General features: G+C 74.1%; 19 protein-coding genes. 8 read left to right on the forward strand and 11 right to left on the reverse strand.

Annotated elements, in window-relative coordinates; all coding sequences use genetic code 11:
• Window positions 1-20: 20 nt before the first annotated feature.
• Both soxR and NDAS_RS09735 read right to left on the reverse strand, forming a co-directional pair.
• Window positions 21-488 (reverse strand): redox-sensitive transcriptional activator SoxR, encoded by a 468-nt coding sequence (gene soxR, locus NDAS_RS09730; protein ID WP_013153000.1) that lies wholly within the window; start codon window positions 486-488, stop codon window positions 21-23.
• 4 nt (window positions 489-492) lie between these two features.
• Window positions 493-1203, reverse strand: a complete 711-nt coding sequence (locus NDAS_RS09735; RefSeq protein ID WP_013153001.1) for an ABC transporter ATP-binding protein — start codon at window positions 1201-1203, stop codon at window positions 493-495.
• A gap of 255 nt (window positions 1204-1458) precedes the next feature.
• On the opposite strand from NDAS_RS09735, the gene NDAS_RS09740 reads away from it, so the two are divergent.
• The gene (locus NDAS_RS09740) at window positions 1459-2445 is read left to right on the forward strand and encodes a DUF2332 domain-containing protein (protein WP_013153002.1); all 987 of its coding nucleotides are present in this window, start codon (window positions 1459-1461) and stop codon (window positions 2443-2445) included.
• 119 nt (window positions 2446-2564) lie between these two features.
• On the opposite strand, the gene NDAS_RS09745 is transcribed toward NDAS_RS09740, so the two are convergent.
• Both NDAS_RS09745 and NDAS_RS09750 read right to left on the reverse strand, forming a co-directional pair.
• On the reverse strand, window positions 2565-3554 hold the full coding sequence (locus NDAS_RS09745; protein ID WP_013153003.1) for an adenosine deaminase: 990 nt from the start codon (window positions 3552-3554) through the stop codon (window positions 2565-2567).
• Window positions 3555-3704: 150 nt separating this feature from the next.
• Entirely contained in the window at window positions 3705-4019 is a 315-nt protein-coding gene (locus NDAS_RS09750) for an SHOCT domain-containing protein (protein WP_232051662.1), read from the reverse strand.
• Window positions 4020-4151: 132 nt separating this feature from the next.
• Here NDAS_RS09750 and NDAS_RS29555 point away from each other — a divergent pair, with 132 nt between their 5' ends.
• From NDAS_RS29555 to NDAS_RS09775, 5 genes are all read left to right on the forward strand, one after another.
• Window positions 4152-5360 (forward strand): sensor histidine kinase, encoded by a 1209-nt coding sequence (locus NDAS_RS29555; RefSeq protein ID WP_269473038.1) that lies wholly within the window; start codon window positions 4152-4154, stop codon window positions 5358-5360.
• Complete coding sequence (locus NDAS_RS09760; protein WP_013153006.1) at window positions 5357-6010, forward strand: response regulator; 654 nt, start codon at window positions 5357-5359, stop codon at window positions 6008-6010. The genes NDAS_RS29555 and NDAS_RS09760 overlap by 4 nt, the downstream gene beginning before the upstream one ends.
• A gap of 60 nt (window positions 6011-6070) precedes the next feature.
• Window positions 6071-7237: an aminotransferase class V-fold PLP-dependent enzyme gene (locus tag NDAS_RS09765; RefSeq protein WP_013153007.1), complete on the forward strand. Its 1167-nt coding sequence runs from the start codon at window positions 6071-6073 to the stop codon at window positions 7235-7237.
• Between the two features lie 140 nt (window positions 7238-7377).
• Window positions 7378-8229, forward strand: coding sequence for a MerR family transcriptional regulator (locus tag NDAS_RS29560; RefSeq protein WP_013153008.1), 852 nt, complete (start codon window positions 7378-7380; stop codon window positions 8227-8229).
• Window positions 8226-9119 carry a transglutaminase domain-containing protein gene (locus NDAS_RS09775; protein WP_013153009.1) on the forward strand — a complete coding sequence of 298 codons (894 nt, stop codon included), beginning with the start codon at window positions 8226-8228 and terminating at the stop codon, window positions 9117-9119. The genes NDAS_RS29560 and NDAS_RS09775 overlap by 4 nt, the downstream gene beginning before the upstream one ends.
• Window positions 9120-9154: 35 nt before the next feature.
• On the opposite strand, the gene NDAS_RS09780 is transcribed toward NDAS_RS09775, so the two are convergent.
• The 6 genes from NDAS_RS09780 to NDAS_RS09805 all read right to left on the reverse strand — a co-directional run bounded on the left by NDAS_RS09780 (window position 9155) and on the right by NDAS_RS09805 (window position 13499).
• Entirely contained in the window at window positions 9155-9394 is a 240-nt protein-coding gene (locus NDAS_RS09780; RefSeq protein ID WP_013153010.1) for a hypothetical protein, read from the reverse strand.
• 297 nt (window positions 9395-9691) lie between these two features.
• Entirely contained in the window at window positions 9692-10873 is a 1182-nt protein-coding gene (locus tag NDAS_RS09785; protein ID WP_013153011.1) for an FAD-dependent oxidoreductase, read from the reverse strand.
• Window positions 10870-11442 carry a TetR/AcrR family transcriptional regulator gene (locus NDAS_RS09790; protein ID WP_013153012.1) on the reverse strand — a complete coding sequence of 191 codons (573 nt, stop codon included), beginning with the start codon at window positions 11440-11442 and terminating at the stop codon, window positions 10870-10872. Before NDAS_RS09790 ends, NDAS_RS09785 begins: the two co-directional genes overlap by 4 nt.
• A gap of 172 nt (window positions 11443-11614) precedes the next feature.
• The gene (locus tag NDAS_RS09795) at window positions 11615-12004 is read right to left on the reverse strand and encodes an Hsp20/alpha crystallin family protein (RefSeq protein WP_013153013.1); all 390 of its coding nucleotides are present in this window, start codon (window positions 12002-12004) and stop codon (window positions 11615-11617) included.
• Between the two features lie 145 nt (window positions 12005-12149).
• On the reverse strand, window positions 12150-12584 hold the full coding sequence (locus NDAS_RS09800) for a hypothetical protein (RefSeq protein ID WP_232051663.1): 435 nt from the start codon (window positions 12582-12584) through the stop codon (window positions 12150-12152).
• Window positions 12585-12626: 42 nt separating this feature from the next.
• Window positions 12627-13499 (reverse strand): ketopantoate reductase family protein, encoded by an 873-nt coding sequence (locus tag NDAS_RS09805; RefSeq protein ID WP_013153014.1) that lies wholly within the window; start codon window positions 13497-13499, stop codon window positions 12627-12629.
• Between the two features lie 70 nt (window positions 13500-13569).
• Here NDAS_RS09805 and NDAS_RS09810 point away from each other — a divergent pair, with 70 nt between their 5' ends.
• Both NDAS_RS09810 and NDAS_RS28870 read left to right on the forward strand, forming a co-directional pair.
• Complete coding sequence (locus NDAS_RS09810; protein WP_013153015.1) at window positions 13570-14199, forward strand: TetR/AcrR family transcriptional regulator; 630 nt, start codon at window positions 13570-13572, stop codon at window positions 14197-14199.
• 217 nt (window positions 14200-14416) lie between these two features.
• A complete protein-coding gene (locus NDAS_RS28870) occupies window positions 14417-14569 on the forward strand; it encodes a hypothetical protein (protein WP_156910836.1) in 153 nt (50 codons plus the stop codon).
• 93 nt (window positions 14570-14662) lie between these two features.
• Here the strand turns inward: NDAS_RS28870 and NDAS_RS09815 are convergent, their stop codons facing one another.
• A complete protein-coding gene (locus tag NDAS_RS09815) occupies window positions 14663-15700 on the reverse strand; it encodes an aminotransferase class V-fold PLP-dependent enzyme (RefSeq protein ID WP_013153017.1) in 1038 nt (345 codons plus the stop codon).
• Window positions 15701-15705 lie beyond the last annotated feature (5 nt).

The raw sequence follows: 15705 nt of genomic DNA on the forward strand, positions 1-15705 counted from the left end.
TCGCCGCCTGTGTCGTGTGTTCAGCCTGTTTCGCGTGCCAGGGCGTTGACCATCAGGCGGCGCGGGCCGGGGCCGGCGGAGGCCAGGGCGTCGTCGGGGTTGGACAGGGTGCAGGTGTCCAGGGACAGGCAGCCGCAGCCGATGCAGTTGGTCAGGTCGTCGCGCAGGCGGATGAGTTGGCTTATGCGGGCGTCGAGTTCGGTGCGCCACTGCTGGGACAGGCGGGCCCAGTCGTCACGGGTGGGGGTGCGGTTGTCGGGCAGGGTGTCCAGGGCCTGGCGGATGCGTGCCAGGGGCATGCCCACGCGTTGGGAGATGCGGATGAAGGAGACCCGGCGCAGGGTGTCGCGGCGGTAGCGGCGCTGGTTGCCGGCGGTGCGGCGGCTGTGGATCAGGCCCTGGCGTTCGTAGAAGTGCAGGGCGGAGACGGCGACTCCGGCGCGTTCGGCGACCTGGCCGACGGTGAGTTCCTTGACGATGGGTGCCACGTGCTCATCCTAGGGCGTGGCCGGTGGTGCGGTGGGTGCCGGTGAGGGCGTACAGGCGTGCGTAGGCGCCGCCGCGGACCAGGAGTTGGTGGTGGGTGCCGGTTTCGGTGACGCGTCCCTTGTACAGGAGCAGGATGCGGTCGGCGGTGCGGGCCAGGGTGGGTTGGCGGGTGAGGGTGAGCAGGCCGGTGTCAGGGGTGGCGGGCGGGTGGGCGTGGTCGTGGGCGGGCGGGTCGGTGAGTACGAGCAGGCGGGTGTTGGTGCGTTGGGCGTAGAGGGCGCGGGCCTGGTGGACGCGGGGGAGCAGGGCGGGGGGTAGGGCGTCCAGGGGTGTGTGCAGGCGGTGTGCTTCCAGGCGGGTGTGGGTCAGGGCGTGGGCCAGGTGGGGGTCGTCGGCTTCGGGGGCGCTCTGGCCGGTGATGGTGTGGGCCAGGGTGGGGTGGGGGGTGAGGATGTGGGCGCGGGTGTGGGTGGCCAGGCGTCCGTGGGTGGGGGTGGTCTGGCCGGTGAGCAGGCGGGTCAGTGCGGTGGTGGCCTCGTGGGTCAGGCCCACCAGGGCCACGTGTTCGCCGGGGTGCAGGGTCAGGTCGAGGTGGTCCAGGTGGCGGGTGCGGTTGTGGGTGAGGGACACGTCGTGGAACTCCACCAGGGGTGGCAGGGGGGTGGTGCTGGGGTGGGTGGTGCGGCTGAGCTTGCCTCGGTGGGAGATCCTCACGGGTGTCCGTTCGTGTGGTGTGGTCGTCACCAGCCTGGGATTGGCCTGCGCGGGTGAGAGTTCTCGTGATCTGTTCGTGTCCTTGGTCTCGCTGGGTGGAACGGCTGGTGGGGCTGGTTGGTTCCCGGTGGCGGCAGGAAGGGCGGGGGTGTGAGGGCTGTCTTCGGCGGGTGGGTGAGCGCGGTCACGGGGCGGCGGGTGCGGGGGCGGGGTAGGAACACCGCACCTGTTTCCCCCGAGTGAAGGAGTGCGGCCGTGGAGCATGTCGCCGCCGTGGACGCGTCTGTGGACAGCATCGTGAGGCAGTACCGGGGTTTCGCGGACGGCTACGCCCAGGGTGCGGCTCCGGCGTACGCGCGTATCGCCCGGGCCCTGGTCGGGGACGAACACGTGCTGGGGTTGGTCGCCTCCCTGCCCGCGGGCAACAAGCGCCAGCCCAACCTGTTGCTGGGTGCGGTGCGGTTCCTGGGCGGGCCGGTGGGGGAGTGGGCGGATTTTCGGGCCTGGCTCCTGGAGCACTGGGAGCAGGTGCGGGCGGTGGTGCTGGAGCGCTACACCCAGACCAACGAGGTGCGCCGGTGCGCCACCCTGCTTCCTGTGCTGGCCGGTCTGGAGGGGCCGTTGGCGCTGGTGGAGGTGGGGGCGTCGGCGGGGTTGTGCCTGTACCCGGACCGGTACCGCTACTCCTTCGACGGTGGGGCGCCGATCGGTCCGGCCCGCAGCCCGGTGCTGCTTGAGTGTGCGACCTCGGGTCCGGTTCCGGTGCCCGGGCGGGTGCCGCGGGTGGTGTGGCGGGCGGGGATCGATCTGAACCCGTTGGACGTGCGCCGCGAGGAGGACGTGCGGTGGTTGGAGGCGCTGGTCTGGCCGGGGCCGTATGAGGCCGAGCGGCGGGAGCGGTTGCGGGCGGCGGCGCGGGTGGTGGCGGCCGAGCCTCCCCTGTTGGTGGCCGGTGACCTGGTGCGGGAGTTGGAGGCGGTGGCGGCGCGGGTGCCCGCGGGGGCGCGGTTGGTGGTGATGCACAGCGCGGTGCTGGCCTACCTGGACGAGGCGTCGCGGGATGCGTTCGTGGAGGCCGTGCGGGGGTTGGAGGGGCACTGGGTGTCGAACGAGGGTGCGTCGGTGCTGCCCGCGTTGGAGGGTCCGCGTCCGCCGGTGGGCACCGATTTCGCGTTGGCGTTGGACGGGCGTGTGGTGGCCTTCGCCGGTGAGCACGGTCAGCGGTTGACCTGGGCGGGTTGAGGCGGCGGCGCGGGTGGCCGCCTCCGCTGGGCCGGAGGCGGCCGTCCGCGGGTGCGGCGCCGGTGGAGGAGTGCTGGTGGGCGGCCCCGCCCCGGGGGGCCGGGGCGGGGCCGCGGTCGTTACCAGGGGTGGGGGTGGGCGTCGACCTCGGCGATGAGCTGGGCCTTGCGCTGGGGGGTGAGGAAGGAGGCGGTGAAGGAGTTGCGGGCCAGTTGGCGCAGCTGCTCGGCGCCCAGGCCCAGGTGGGTGTGCAGGGCCTGGTAGTTGTCGTGGACGTAGCCGCCGAAGTAGGAGGGGTCGTCGGAGTTGACGGTCACCAGCAGTCCGGCCTCCATCAGGGCGGGCAGGGGGTGCTGGGCCAGGTCGGGCACGGCGCGCAGGCGCACGTTGGACAGCGGGCACACGGTCAGCGGGGTCTGGGTGGCGGCCAGGTGGGTGACCAGGTCGGGGTCCTCCAGGCAGCGGATGCCGTGGTCGATGCGTTCGGCGCCCAGGAGGTTGAGGGCCTGCCAGATGTAGGAGGCGGGGCCCTCCTCTCCGGCGTGGGCGACGCGGCGCAGGCCCAGGTCGCGGGCGGCGGCGAAGACCTCGGTGAACTTCTCGGGCGGGTGGCCGACCTCGGCCGAGTCCAGGCCGACGGCGCTGATGTGTTCCAGGTGGGGTCGGGCCTGGTGGAGGGTGTCCAGGGCTTCGGCGGCGGGGCGGTCGCGCAGGAAGCACAGGATGAGTGTGGTGCTGATGTTGTGGGTGTGTTCGCTGGTGTTCAGGGCGGCCGTGAGGCCGTTGACGACCGTGTCCAGGCTGATGCCGCGGCCGGTGTGGGCCTGGGGGTCGAAGAAGATCTCGGCGTGGCGTACGCCCTGGGCGGCGGCGCGGTCGAGGTAGGCGGTGGCCAGGTCGGTGAAGTCGGCCTCGGTGCGCAGGACGTCCATGAGGGCGTAGTACAGGTCCAGGAAGGACTGCAGGTCGGTGAAGGAGTAGGCGCGGCGCAGGGAGTCGACGTCGGGGTGGGGCGGGGTCAGGCCGTTGCGTCGGGCCAGGGCGAAGGCCAGTTCGGGTTCCAGGGTGCCTTCGATGTGGACGTGGAGTTCGGCCTTGGGGATGGGCATGGTGGTGCTCGTGCCTTCGCGGTCGGGGTTGTGTGTTGGCCATTGTGGCTGATGGGTGGGGGTGCCCCGGCCGGATCGGTGTGGGTTGTGGGGCACATGCGGGGGCCCGGCCGTGCGGGGTGCGCGGCCGGGCCTGGTGGGCGTGCGGGATTACCTGCGGCCGGGGCGGTCGTTGTGGCCGGGGGTCCAGTTCAGGGCGCTGGCGCGTTCCATGAACTCCTCCACGGTCAGGTCGCCGCGGGCGAAGCGGTCGGCCAGGGTGCGGCGGGCCTCCTCCTCGGGTGAGGCGGGGCGCGGCGCCCAGGGCGGGCGGTGGCCGCGTCGGGCCAGGGTGAAGGCCAGTGCGCCGAGCAGGACGAGGGTGAGCAGAAGGAACATCAGGGCTCCGGGGAAGACGAAGGCGGGCGGTCCCTGCCCCCAGTGGGGGTGGGCGGCCAGGGCGGTCGCTGCGGTGATGGTGTTCATGGGTTCACTGTCCGCGGGGCGGGGGGTCGCGGTCATCCCCCCGCGGGCGGCACCTGTGCTGCGTCCGGGTGCGTAGGGCGCCTACGCCTGTGGTGCCACGACAGGCGGGGGCGGGCGGCCTAGGGTCGTGGTGTGAGTGGTGACAGGCGGGTGCGCCGGGTGGTCGTGGACCTGGTGCTGGGTGTGGTGCTGGGCGCGGTGGCGGTGGGGTTCGTGCGCGGCCAGGTGGTGTGGCAGCGGCGCGGCGGGGGCGGACACGGCCCCTGGCGGGGCGGGCCTCCCCCGGGGTGGGACGTGGACTGGGGTGCGGTGGTGGTGCCTTGGTCGGTGTGGGTGGGTGTGGGGGTGTTGGTGTGCGCGGTGGCGGTGCGTCGTGTGTGGCCGGTGGCGGCGTTGGTGGTGGCCGCGGTGGGTGCGGCGGTGTTCGTGGGGGCGGGTCACCCGGTGGGTCCGGTGTTGGTGTTGCCCGCGCTGGTGGTGTTCTCGGCCGCGATCCGGCTGGGCGCGGGGGTGTTCTTGGCGTGGACGGCGCCGTTGGTGGTGGGGGTGGGGTTGCTCTCGCGGGTGCGTGAGCCCTGGTGGGGGTTGGTTGACGGGGGCGCGCTGGTGGGGGTGGTGTTCGCGGTGGGGGTGATGGCCTTTCCCGCGGGCGGTGGGGTGTTCGTGCGTGCGCGGCGTGAGGCGCGTCGGCGCGAGCGTCAGGAGGAGGTGGACCGGCACCGCTACGAGGAGCGGTTGCGTATCGCCCGGGAGGTGCACGATCTGGTGGGGCACAGTCTGTCGGTGATCAGTATGCAGGCGTCGGTGGCCCTGCACGTGGTGGATCGTCGGCCCGAGCAGGCGTCGGTGGCGTTGGCCGCGATCCGGGACAGCAGCCGGTCGGCCCTGGAGGAGTTGCGGGGCACGCTGGCGGTGTTTCGGGGCGGGGCCGAGGTGGCGGGTCGGGGTCCGTTGCCGGGGTTGGGGCGTGTGGAGGCGTTGGTGGGGGAGTTGCGCGGGGCGGGACGTCGGGTGGAGGTGGTGTGGGAGGGGGAGGCGGTGCGGGTGCCCGCGGCGGTGGACCACGCGGCGTTTCGGATCGTGCAGGAGGCGTTGACGAACGTGGTGCGCCATGGCGGTGAGGGCGCGTCGGCGCGGGTGCGGGTGGTGTACGGGGAGCAGGAGGTGCGGGTGTGGGTGGTTGATGAGGGAGTGGGTGTGGTGGGGCCGGTGCGTGAGGGGTCGGGGATCGCGGGGATGCGTGAGCGCGCGCGGGCGGTGGGCGGGTCGGTGAGGGTGGGGTCCGGTGAGGGCGGCGGGTTCGTGGTGGGGGCGTCTTTGCCGTTGGGGGGTGAGCGGTGAGCGTGCGGGTGGTGGTGGCCGATGACCAGGCGCTGGTGCGGATGGGGTTGCGGGTGCTGTTGGAGGGGGAAGCGGACCTGGAGTTGGTGGGTGAGGCCGGTGATGGTGGGCAGGCGGTGGAGCTGGTGCGTCGGCTGCGTCCGGATGTGGTGTTGATGGACGTGCGGATGCCGGTGGTGGACGGGTTGGAGGCGCTGCGGCGGATCGCGGGTGAGGAGGCGCTGGCGCACACCCGGGTGGTGGTGTTGACGACGTTCGAACTGGACGAGTACGTGTTCGAGGCGTTGCGTGCGGGGGCGTCGGGGTTCTTGATCAAGGACAGCGACCCGCAGGAGATGTTGGCCGCGGTGCGGGCGGCGGCGCGGGGTGAGGCGTTGTTGTCGCCGTCGGTGACGCGGCGGGTGGTGGCGGCGTTCGTCTCGCGTGAGCCGGGCGGGGGCCGGGTGCCGCGGTTGGAGGTGTTGACCGAGCGGGAGCGTGAGGTGGTGGGGCTGGTGGGTGAGGGTTTGAGCAACGAGGAGATCGCGGCCCGGTTGGTGGTCTCCCCGGCGACGGCGCGCACGCACGTGAGCCGGGCGATGGTCAAGCTCGGGGCGCGGGACCGGGCGCAGCTGGTGGTGTTCGCTTTTCGGGCCGGGCTGGTGCGCTGAGGGGGTTGGCCGGGTAGGTTCGGCGGCGACGGTGCGGGGTGTGTGGGAGGGGCGGGCTGGATGGGCGTGGATGTGGCTGCGGTGCGGGCGGACACCTCTGGGGTTGGGCAGGCGGCGCATCTGGACAACGCGGGGTCGTCGTTGCCGCCGGACGTGGTGGTGGAGGCGGTGGTGGATCACCTGCGCCTGGAGGCGCGGGTGGGGGGTTACGCGGCGGCCGAGCTGGCGCAGGCGCGGGTGGAGGGGTTCTACACCGCCGTGGCGCGGTTGGTGGGTGCGCGCCCGCAGGAGATCGCGTTCACCGAGAGTGCGACGCGGGCGTGGGAGTTGGCGTTCGGGTCGGTGGTCTTCGCCGAGGGGGACCGGGTGCTGACCACGGCCAGTGAGTACCCCAGTAACGCGTTGGGGATGGTCAAGGCGGCCCGTGAGCGGGGTGTGCGGGTGCAGGTGGTGCCCGACGACGCCGACGGGGTGATGGACGTGGGGGCGCTGGAGCGGGAGTTGGCGCGGGGCGGGGTGCGGGTGGTGGCGATCAACCACATGCCCACGCACAACGGGCTGGTCAACCCGGCCGAGCGGATCGGGGCGCTGTGCCGCAGGTTCGGGGTGTTGTTCGTGTTGGACGCGTGCCAGTCGGCGGGCCAGTGGGATCTGGACGTGGAGCGGCTGGGGTGTGACGTGTTGGCGGTGACGGGGCGCAAGTTCCTGCGCGGGCCGCGGGGGACGGGGTTCGTGTACGTGCGGTCGGGGGCGGACCTGGGGGAGCCGCCGGTGGTGGACGTGACGTCGGCGCACTGGGAGGGGCGCGGGTACCGGGTGCGTGAGGACGCGCGCCGGTTGGAGAGCTTCGAGCGCAACGTGGCCGGTCAGATCGGGTTGGGTGTGGCCGTGGACTACGCGTTGGCGGTGGGGATGGAGCCCATCCGGGAGCGGGTGGGGGCGCTGGCCGAGCAGGCCCGGGACCGGTTGGGGCGTCTGGCGGGGGTGCGGGTGCTGGACCGGGGGAGGGTGCGGTCGGGGATCGTGACGTTCGCGGTGGAGGGTGTGGCGGCAGAGGGGGTGCGTGCGGCGCTGGGGGAGGCCGGGGTGCGGGTGAGCGTGTCGCGGTTGTGGAACCAGGTGTGGGAGCCCGGTGTGGGGGTGGACGAGGCGGTGCGTGCCTCGGTGCACTACTTCAACACCGAGGCCGAGGTGGAGGCGTTGGCGGACGCGGTCAGGGGGTTGTAGGCGCGCCGGGGCCGCGGTCTTCGCCGCGCGCGGGTCGGCGTGGCGGGCCGGGTGGCGGATGGTCCGGTCGTGGGCGCCGGGCGCTCGGGACGCGAGCGGGTGTTGACGGTGCCCTTGGGGCAGGGGCCACACTCGCATCCATGAGCACCCCACCGCCCCGCGAGGGGCTTTCCCGGGGGGAGTTCGCCCGTGCGAGCGGGCTCTCCCCCAAGGCGTTGCGGTTGTACGAGCGCTCGCGTCTGCTGGTCCCCCACCGGGTGGGGGCGGGCGGGCACCGCGTCTACCTCGCCGCCCAGGTGGAGCGGGCCCGGAGCATCCGCCTGCTGCGTCAGATGGACATGCCCCTGGCGGTGGTGGCCGAGGTGATGGCCCAGGAGGGCGGGCAGGCCCTGGAGCGGGCCGAGGCGTGGTGGCGGGCCCAGGAGGAGGCGCTGCGTTCGCGGCGCGCGGCCCTGGCCGAGCTGCGCCTGTCCTGGGGCGGGGCGGCCGAGCGGGCCCCGGAGCCGGTGTGGCGGGTGCGCGGTGAACACGTGGCGGCGGCCAAGGTGGCGGCGGTCCGGGTCCGCACCGACCAGCAGAACCTGGTGGCGACCCTGCACGGGCGGGCGCGGGCGCTGCGCCGCCTGCTGGTGGGGCAGGGCGCGCGCCCCGGCCCCGGGTTCTGGGTCGTCTACCACGGTGCGGTGACCCCGGACGGGCCCGCGCCGATCGAGGTGGCGGTGCCCTTCACCGGACAGGCCGAACCCGAGGGGGAGACGGTGATCCGGGTGGAGGCCGCCCACGTGCGCGCGGTGTGCGAGGTCAGGCGCGGCGACTGCTTCTATCCGCGGATCATGGGCGCCTACCGGGCGGTGGAGCGGTGGATGCTCCAGCGCGGCGCGCACGCGGCGGGGCCGCTGCGTGAGGTGTACGAGGCCTCCTGGGACGAGGTGGACCGGGACGCGGTGTTCGCGCTGGTGGCGCGGCCGATGAGACAGGCGGGACGCGGATGAGCGCGGTGGACGTGGACCGGTGGGCGGCGCACACCCCCTACAGCGATCCGGGTCGGCACGCCGGCGTGCTGGCGGGCCTGCCGGGGGACGTGGCGGGGCTGGGTCGGGTGCTGCGCGGGGTGGTGACCCACTACCGCGGCGGCGGGCAGGTGTTCACCGGGGCGCGGTTGGCCGAGATCGACCACCGGTGGGTGGAGGCGATGCTGGCCACCGACCAGGCCCGCTGCCCGGGGCCGTGGACGCGGCCCCGGGCGCGGCCGCTGGTGGGGTGCTGTCGTGATTTCGCGCTGGTGACGGTGGCGGCGCTGCGGGAGCGGGGGGTGGCGGCGCGTACCCGGGTGGGGTTCGCCTCCTACTTGCACGAGGGGTTTGGGACCGACCACGTGGTGAGCGAGTACTGGGACGGCGGTCGGTGGGTGTGGGCGGACACCCAGCTGGACCCGGCGGGTTCGTGGCCGGTGGATGTCCTGGACCTCCCGCGTGCGCCCGCCGCGCGGGGCGCGGTCTTCGCCAGCGCGGCGCAGGTGTGGCTGGCCCACCGGGCGGGGGAGGTGGACGCCGACCGCTACGGGGTGCACCCGGACCTGCCGTGGCGGGGGGCGGGGTTCGTGCGCGCCTACGTGTTGTTGGAGTTGGCGCACCGCCAGGGCGAGGAGGTGTTGTTGTGGGACACCTGGGAGGCCATGCAGGCCGAGGACGACGGGGTGTTCGACGAGGTGGCGCGGTTGCTGGTGGCCGCGGACGGCGGGGACGGGGCCGCCGAGCGGGAGTTGGCGTGCCGGTACGCCCGTGGGGGGCGGTTGAACCCGGGAGGGCGGGTGCTGTGCGCGTCGCCGTCGGGGTTCGTGGGGTGGGTGGACCTGGAGCGGCGGGTGGTCGAGCCCGGGTGAGCGGGTGCGGGCCGCCGGGGCGGGGGCGGCGCGGTTCACACCGGCAGGAGGATCAGCAGGGTCGGCAGTGCCAGGAGGAGCATGAGGCATCCTCCGGCCGCGGGGGTGGTGGCTCGGGGCGCGGTGGCCTCCATGTCCGCGATCATGTGCTGTTGGGCCGGGCAGCCCGGGGTCACGACGTCCTCACGGCTGAACACGCGACAGGGCAGCCCCGTCATGAACTCGGCGTCGTACTGGCGCCCGCACAGGGAGCAGCGGGGGTCGTTCGGCTTCACGGTCGTGGTCCCTCTCGTCGGAGTTCGGCCCGTGCCGCGCGGCCCTGGCGTCGGCCCCTGGGCCTGGTGGTGGGGGCGTGGCCGACCGGTGCGGGCGCACGGCACGGCTTCACGTTCCTCTCGGACAGGACGGTGCCGGGGCGGCCCCGGCGGTTCGTGTGAGCGCGGCCCTCGTCGTCGGTGCGGCGGGTTCTGCCGGTCGCTCCGGGCAGGCCGCGGTTCTCCCCGGCCGGGGGTGGGCCCGTCGCCGCGTCAGGGGCCGCGGTGGACACGGTCGAACGCGTGCCACGGGGGGTTTCAGTCGCGGACGGTCAAGGGAGTGTGCTCGTGTACGGCGGGGGTGGGCTTGCCGGTGAGCGCCCCCGCCAGCAGGCAGCTCGCCCCGGGCAGGCGGGTCAGGCGCAGGGCCAGGCGGCGCAGGAGCAGTTGGGCGCGGGTGGGGGGCAGGAACCAGCGGGCGGTGCGGCGGGCGGCGCGCTGGCGCTGTTCGACCTCGGGGCGCCACTGGTGCTCGTAGCGGCTCAGTCCCTCCTCGACGGTGGGGGCCGAGGCCAGGTGTTCGGCCAGGACGAACGCGCCGCCCACCGCCAGGGAGGCGCCCTGGCCCGCGAGCAGGGAGACCGCGCCGCAGGCGTCGCCGAGCAGGACGGTGCGTCCCCGGCTCCAGCGGGGCACCACGCTCTGGGAGACCTGGTCGTAGTAGACGTGTTCGGGGTCGGGGCAGTGCTGGAGGGCGCGGGGCACCAGCCAGCCCAGGTCGGCGTGGGTGCGGCGCAGTTCGGCGCGCGGGTCGGCGGGCCGGTCGGGGGTGGGGCTGCGGTGCACGGTGAAGGCGGCTACGCGGCCGTCGCGCAGCCCGTACAGGCCCATCTGGGCGCCGGTGGTGTCGGTGAGGTAGAAGCCGCCGTCGATCCGGGCGTGGATGTCGGGGTCGGTGAAGACGAAGGCTGCGGTGTGGAAGCCCAGGTAGCGCAGGTGGTCGGTCGCGGAGCCGAAGACCTGGGCGCGCACGGTGGAGTGGATGCCGTCGGCGCCCACGAGCAGGTCGCCGGTCAGGGTGCGGCCGTCCGCGAGGGTGACCTCGACGGTGTCGCCGTGGTCCTGGACGCGGTGCAGGGCCGCGTCGTAGCGCACCGGCACGTCGGGGGGCAGGGTTTCGCGCAGGGCGCGTTCGAGGTCGGGGCGCATGAGGGAGACCACGCCCAGGTGGGAGAACTGTTGGATGCCCAGCGTGGCGCGGGGGGCGCCGTCGCGGTCGACGAAGGTGGCGTGGTCGATGTCGTAGCCGAGTTCGCGCAGGCGGGGCAGTAGGCCCATGAGTTCGGCGGCCCGGTAGCCGGGGCCGAAGAAGTCGATCATGTAGCCCTGGGTGCGGGGGCCGGGTGCCTGTTCGAGGACGGTGACCTGCCAGCCGTGGGTGTGCAGGCGGTGGGCCGCGGCCAGTCCGGCGATTCCGGCTCCGCAGACGATCGCTCTCATGGGTGTGCTCCTGGGGTGTGGTGGGTGAGCAGGCGGCGCAGGACGGGTTCGATCTCGGTGGAGGTCAGGTCCGGGGTGAGGGCGCGGTGCAGCAGGACGCCGTCCAGGGTCGCGGCCAGGACGGTGGCGGTCTGTCGGGGTTGGGGGACGCCGGCGTGGGCGAGCCAGTCGGTGAGGTGGCGGCGCATCAGGTCCAGGACGCCGGTGACGGCCCGGCGCAGGTGGGGGTCGCGGGTGGCGGCCAGGTAGGTCTCGGTGACCAGGTGGGAGGCGGGGTCGTCGCCGGGGTAGCGGTCCAGCTCGCGCAGGATCAGCGCGAGTCCCTGGTGGGGTGTGGTGGTGGGGCCCAGCAGGTGGACGGCCTCCTCGACGATGGCGGTGATGGCCTGGGTGGCGGCCTGGGTGAGCAGGGCCTGGAGGGAGGGGAAGTGGTAGTGGACCAGGCCGGGGCCCACGCCCGCGCGGTCGGCGAGTGTGCGGGTGCTGACCGCTGACCAGCCGCGTTCGCTGATGAGTTCGGCCGCTGCCCGGAGCAGGCGGCCTTTGACGTCCTCGCCGCGTGGTGCCATGTGCGTCCCGCTTCTTGGTCGATCGCCTTGGGCGAATGTATTGGTCACTCGCCCAATTCCGAGAATGGCACAGCGCCCGCCCCCGGGGCAAGCCGCGGAGGCGGGCGCGCACGAAGAAGAAGGGGGTGTGAGGTCCCCCGTGGTCCTCACACCCCCTGTCGGTTCTGCCGGGTCAGGCGGTGGCGCCGCCCTGGCCCAGGAGGATCTTGCGCGGCTGGGCCTTGGTGGCGACCGGGACGCGCAGGGTCAGGACGCCGTCGGTGTGGTCGGCCTCGATGTGCTCGGTGTCCAGGTCCTGCCCCAGGCGCAGGCGGCGGGTGACGGTGCCGGTGGGGCGCTCGCCGACCAGGACGCGGCCCTCCTCGGTCCGCTCGGGGCGCTGGGCGCGGACGGTGAGCACCGAGCCCTCCACCTCCAGGTCGATGCCGTCGGCGGGCACGCCGGGCAGGTCGATCCGGACCACGAGGGCGTCCTGGGTGCGCACCGCGTCCATGGCGGCGTTGCGCGCGGCGGAAGCGGTGGAGGTGGTGACGTCGAAGGGGATGGTGCGGGTGAGAAGCATGGAAGAACCCCCGAAAAACCTCGGCTTGATGCTGATGGACTCAAGTTTATTGACGACTTTGGGCGCGTCAAGGCGGTGTGGGCCACCCCACACGACGACGCCCCAGGCCCCGTGTGCGTCGGGGTCTGGGGCGTGGAACGCGTGGTCAGCGGGTTCGGGCCAGGGTGATGATCTCGGGGCTGGACGCGGTCAGGGGCGAGCGGTCCCAGTTCCCGAACCGCTCGACGGCCCGCAGCCCGGACCGCTCCAGCAGCAGGTCCAGGTGGTCGGCCTCCACGAAGCGCAGGGTGCTCACGGTGCGCAAGGGGAGGGAGGAGTCGGAGCGGGTGGTGGTGCTGGTGAAGGTCACCAGTCCTTCGGGTGTGGGAGCGGCGGCGTCGTGGACGTCGCTCACGCGCACACCGTCGGCGGTGGTGACCTGGTGCGGGTGGGCGGGGGTCCACCTCTGCCAGGCGCGCGCGGCCGGGTTGCGGGTCTCGAAGGCCACCAGGCCGCCCGGGGCCAGGGCCCGGCGCATCGCCCGCAGCGCGGCGCCGACCTCCTCGTCGGCACGCAGTTCCTGGAAGGCGTGGCCGGTCATGGTGACCAGGTCGAACTCCTCGTTCCAGCGGCCCTCTGCCGCCTACCGGGCCCGCGTACGGGCGCCGAGCTGCTCGGCCAGCCGCGCGAGTTCGGCCGCCTCTGCGGGTGAGGTGTTGCTGAGTCCGCTGTGCACGGCCGTCGGGCTCCGCAGGAAGCGCCGCAGCGCGGCCACGAGCAGGCCTTCCGGCAGGGTGTGCAGCGCGGCCAGCCCGCGGGGCACCGGCGGCCCGGGCAGGGCGGTCAGGCTCCGCCGCATGAGGCGCAGCATGGCGCGGACCGCGCCCGGGTCCTGGGACAGCGCCACCGGGCCGCCCGCCGTGTGCACCGCCTGCCCGAGCGGTACCCCGAACGCGGCGTGCGTCGTGAGCCAGGCGTCCATCCTCGGCTCGATCCTGGTGTTGATCCCGGCGGTGCGGAACGTGCGCACGATGCGTTCGAGTCGCGGGGTGGTACGGCCGTCGGGCTCGCCGATCGGTGTCGCGACCCGGCGGGTGAGGAAACCGGGCGCGCGGTAGCGGACCACGTCGCCGTCCATCGTGCCGCCGGCCGTGCCGAAGCCGAGCAGCACCCGCTCGTGCCCGATCACCGCGCCCAGCGGCTCCGGGCCGCCAGCCCAGTTGTGCAGGAACAGCACGTCACCGTCGAGGCCGGCGAGCGACTCCAGCACCGCGTCCGCCTGGTGGGCCCGGACCAGGACTGCGGTCAGGTCGTACCCGCCGTCCGGCTGCTCGACCACCGGAACCGGTACCCGCCGGACGGCCCGGCCGTCCTCCTCGACGAGCTGCACGCCGTGTCGGCGCAGGGCGGCCAGGCGCCCGCCCCGGGCGAGGAGGGCGACGTCGTGCCCGGCCTCATGCAGGCGGGCTGCGAACACGCTGCCGAGGACCCCGGCACCGTACACGAGTATTCTCATGGCCACCTTTTCCGTACGTTCGTTTAAATCATACGTTCGTTTGAATCAGATGTCTGTAGTGTACGCAGGCATGGCACCACCTGACACCCGCACCCAGATCCTCGACGCGGCCGAGCGCCTCTTCGCCGAGCGCGGCTACCGCGGCACCTCGGTCCGCGCGATCACCGACCTCGCCGGAGCGAACCTGGCCGCCGTCGGGTACCACTTCGGGTCGAAGGCGGAACTCATGTCCGCGGTCGCCCGCCGGGTGGTCGAGCCCATCAACGCCGCGCAGTGCGCCGGGCTCGACCGGCTACTCGCCGAGACCGCGGACCCCGGGGTCACCGAGCTGGTGGAGGCGTTCGCGGGGCCGCTGTTCGACGGGATGCCGGCCGGCGACGAGGGCGGCGCCCGCCGGTCCCGGCTGATCGTGATGATCCTCAGCGACCCGGCCGAGGAGGTGCGCAGCTGGGCCGGTGCGGGTCAGGACACGGTCCGTGAGCGCTACCTGGCCGCCTTCGCGCGCGCACTGCCCGGCCTCTCCCCGGAGGAGCTGTGGTTCCGGATGCGGGGTGTCCTCGCCGTGACGGCCGTGGACCGTGTCGAGGTCCACCAGCGGCCCACCCCGGACTGCCCGTCCCCGGAAGCGGGCGAGGCGGCCCGGCGCTGGGCGGTCACGTTCCTGGCCGCGGCGATGGGCGCACCGCCGACGGGGCCCTGACGGGCCGGGACGGCCGCGGTCGGACGGGCGGTGGCGCAGGTCGTGGTCCGCATGGTGCGCCCCCTCCCTGCTGGTCAGGGAGTGTCGGCGACTGCCATGAGCCGCGGGATGTCCCCGACGATCACGCCCGCGGCCATCGCGGTGATCTCGCTGGGGTCCAGGCGCGGTGCGACCTCGGCCATGTCACCGCCCACTGCGCGAACGGGCCTGCGCCGCTTTGGGGGCGGACCGGCCGGGGCTGGCGCGCGAACTCCACGCGCTCGTCGACGGCCTGGCCCTGCACGTGGTGCCCCTCCCCGGCGACGACGGCCGGTGGGCACCGGAGGTGCTGCGGCTGCGCGTCCAGCAACTCCAGGCAGGCCGGGGCTGAGTCCCGCTCCGCCGCCCTCCCGTGTCGGGGAAGGCGGCCGACCGCGACGGTGGGGCGGCGGGATGCGCGCCCGGCGGGGCGCGCCCCCCCGTGTTAGGGCTGGAGCAGGGCCTTGGCGGCGCGCTCGGCGTCGTCGAGGGTGTTGTACAGGTGGAAGGACAGGCGGGTGCGGCCCCCGCGCTCGGTGGTCACCACCCCGGCCCGGGCCAGGCGCTCGGAGGCGCCGGGCAGGTCGACGCTGGTGATGGCCGAGTGCGCGGGCTCCTGCCCCAGCGCCGCGCGGAAGTGGTCGGTCAGGGCGGTGTTGTGGGCGCGCACCCTCTCCAGGCCCGCCTCCAGCAGGACCCGGCTGGAGGCTGCGGCCGCCACGGCCGCGAACCAGTTGGGCGAGGTGTCGAAGGCGCGGGCGGTCGGCGCCGGGTCCATCCGGGCGGCGTACATCGCCGAGGCGGTGTCGCGGGCGGCGGCCGGGCCGGCGTTGTTGGGGCGCAGCCGCGCGCGCAGGCCGGGGGACAGGTAGGCCAGGGCCAGGCCGCGCGGCGCCATGAGCCACTTGTAGGCCGAGGCGATCAGGGCGTCGAAGACGGTGGCGTCCAGGGGGGTCCATCCGGCGGCCTGGGTGGCGTCGGCCACGACCAGGGCGCCGTGGGCGCGGGCGGCCGCGACGATGTCGCCGGTGGGGGCCAGGCGTCCGTTCGCCGAGTGCACCGTGCTGAAGGCGACCAGGTGCGTGCGCGCGTCCACGGCCTGGGCCAGGCGGTCCAGGGGGACGGCCTCCACGGTGACGCCGCGGTCGGCCTGGGCCTGCCAGGGGAAGACGATCGAGGCGAAGTCCCCCTCGGGAACCAGGACGCGGGCGCCGTCGGGCAGGCTGGCGGCGATGGTCCCGGCGATCTGGGCGGTGCTGGCGCCCAGGGTGAGGTCGTCGGCGGGCGCGCCCACCAGGGCGGCGAGGTTGACGCGGGCCTGTTCGAGTTCGCGCCCCCAGGCCGCGGGGTTCCCGGTGGCGGTGTGCCAGGAGCGCACGGCGTCGGCCAGGGCCTGGTGGGCGGGCCGGGGCGGGATGCCGTACTGGGCGGTGTTGAGCCAGACGGTGTCGGTGCTCCACAGGTCGGTGATGGTGTCGTCCATGGGTA

This window comes from Nocardiopsis dassonvillei subsp. dassonvillei DSM 43111, from assembly GCF_000092985.1.
Taxonomy (GTDB): Bacteria; Actinomycetota; Actinomycetes; order Streptosporangiales; family Streptosporangiaceae; genus Nocardiopsis; species Nocardiopsis dassonvillei.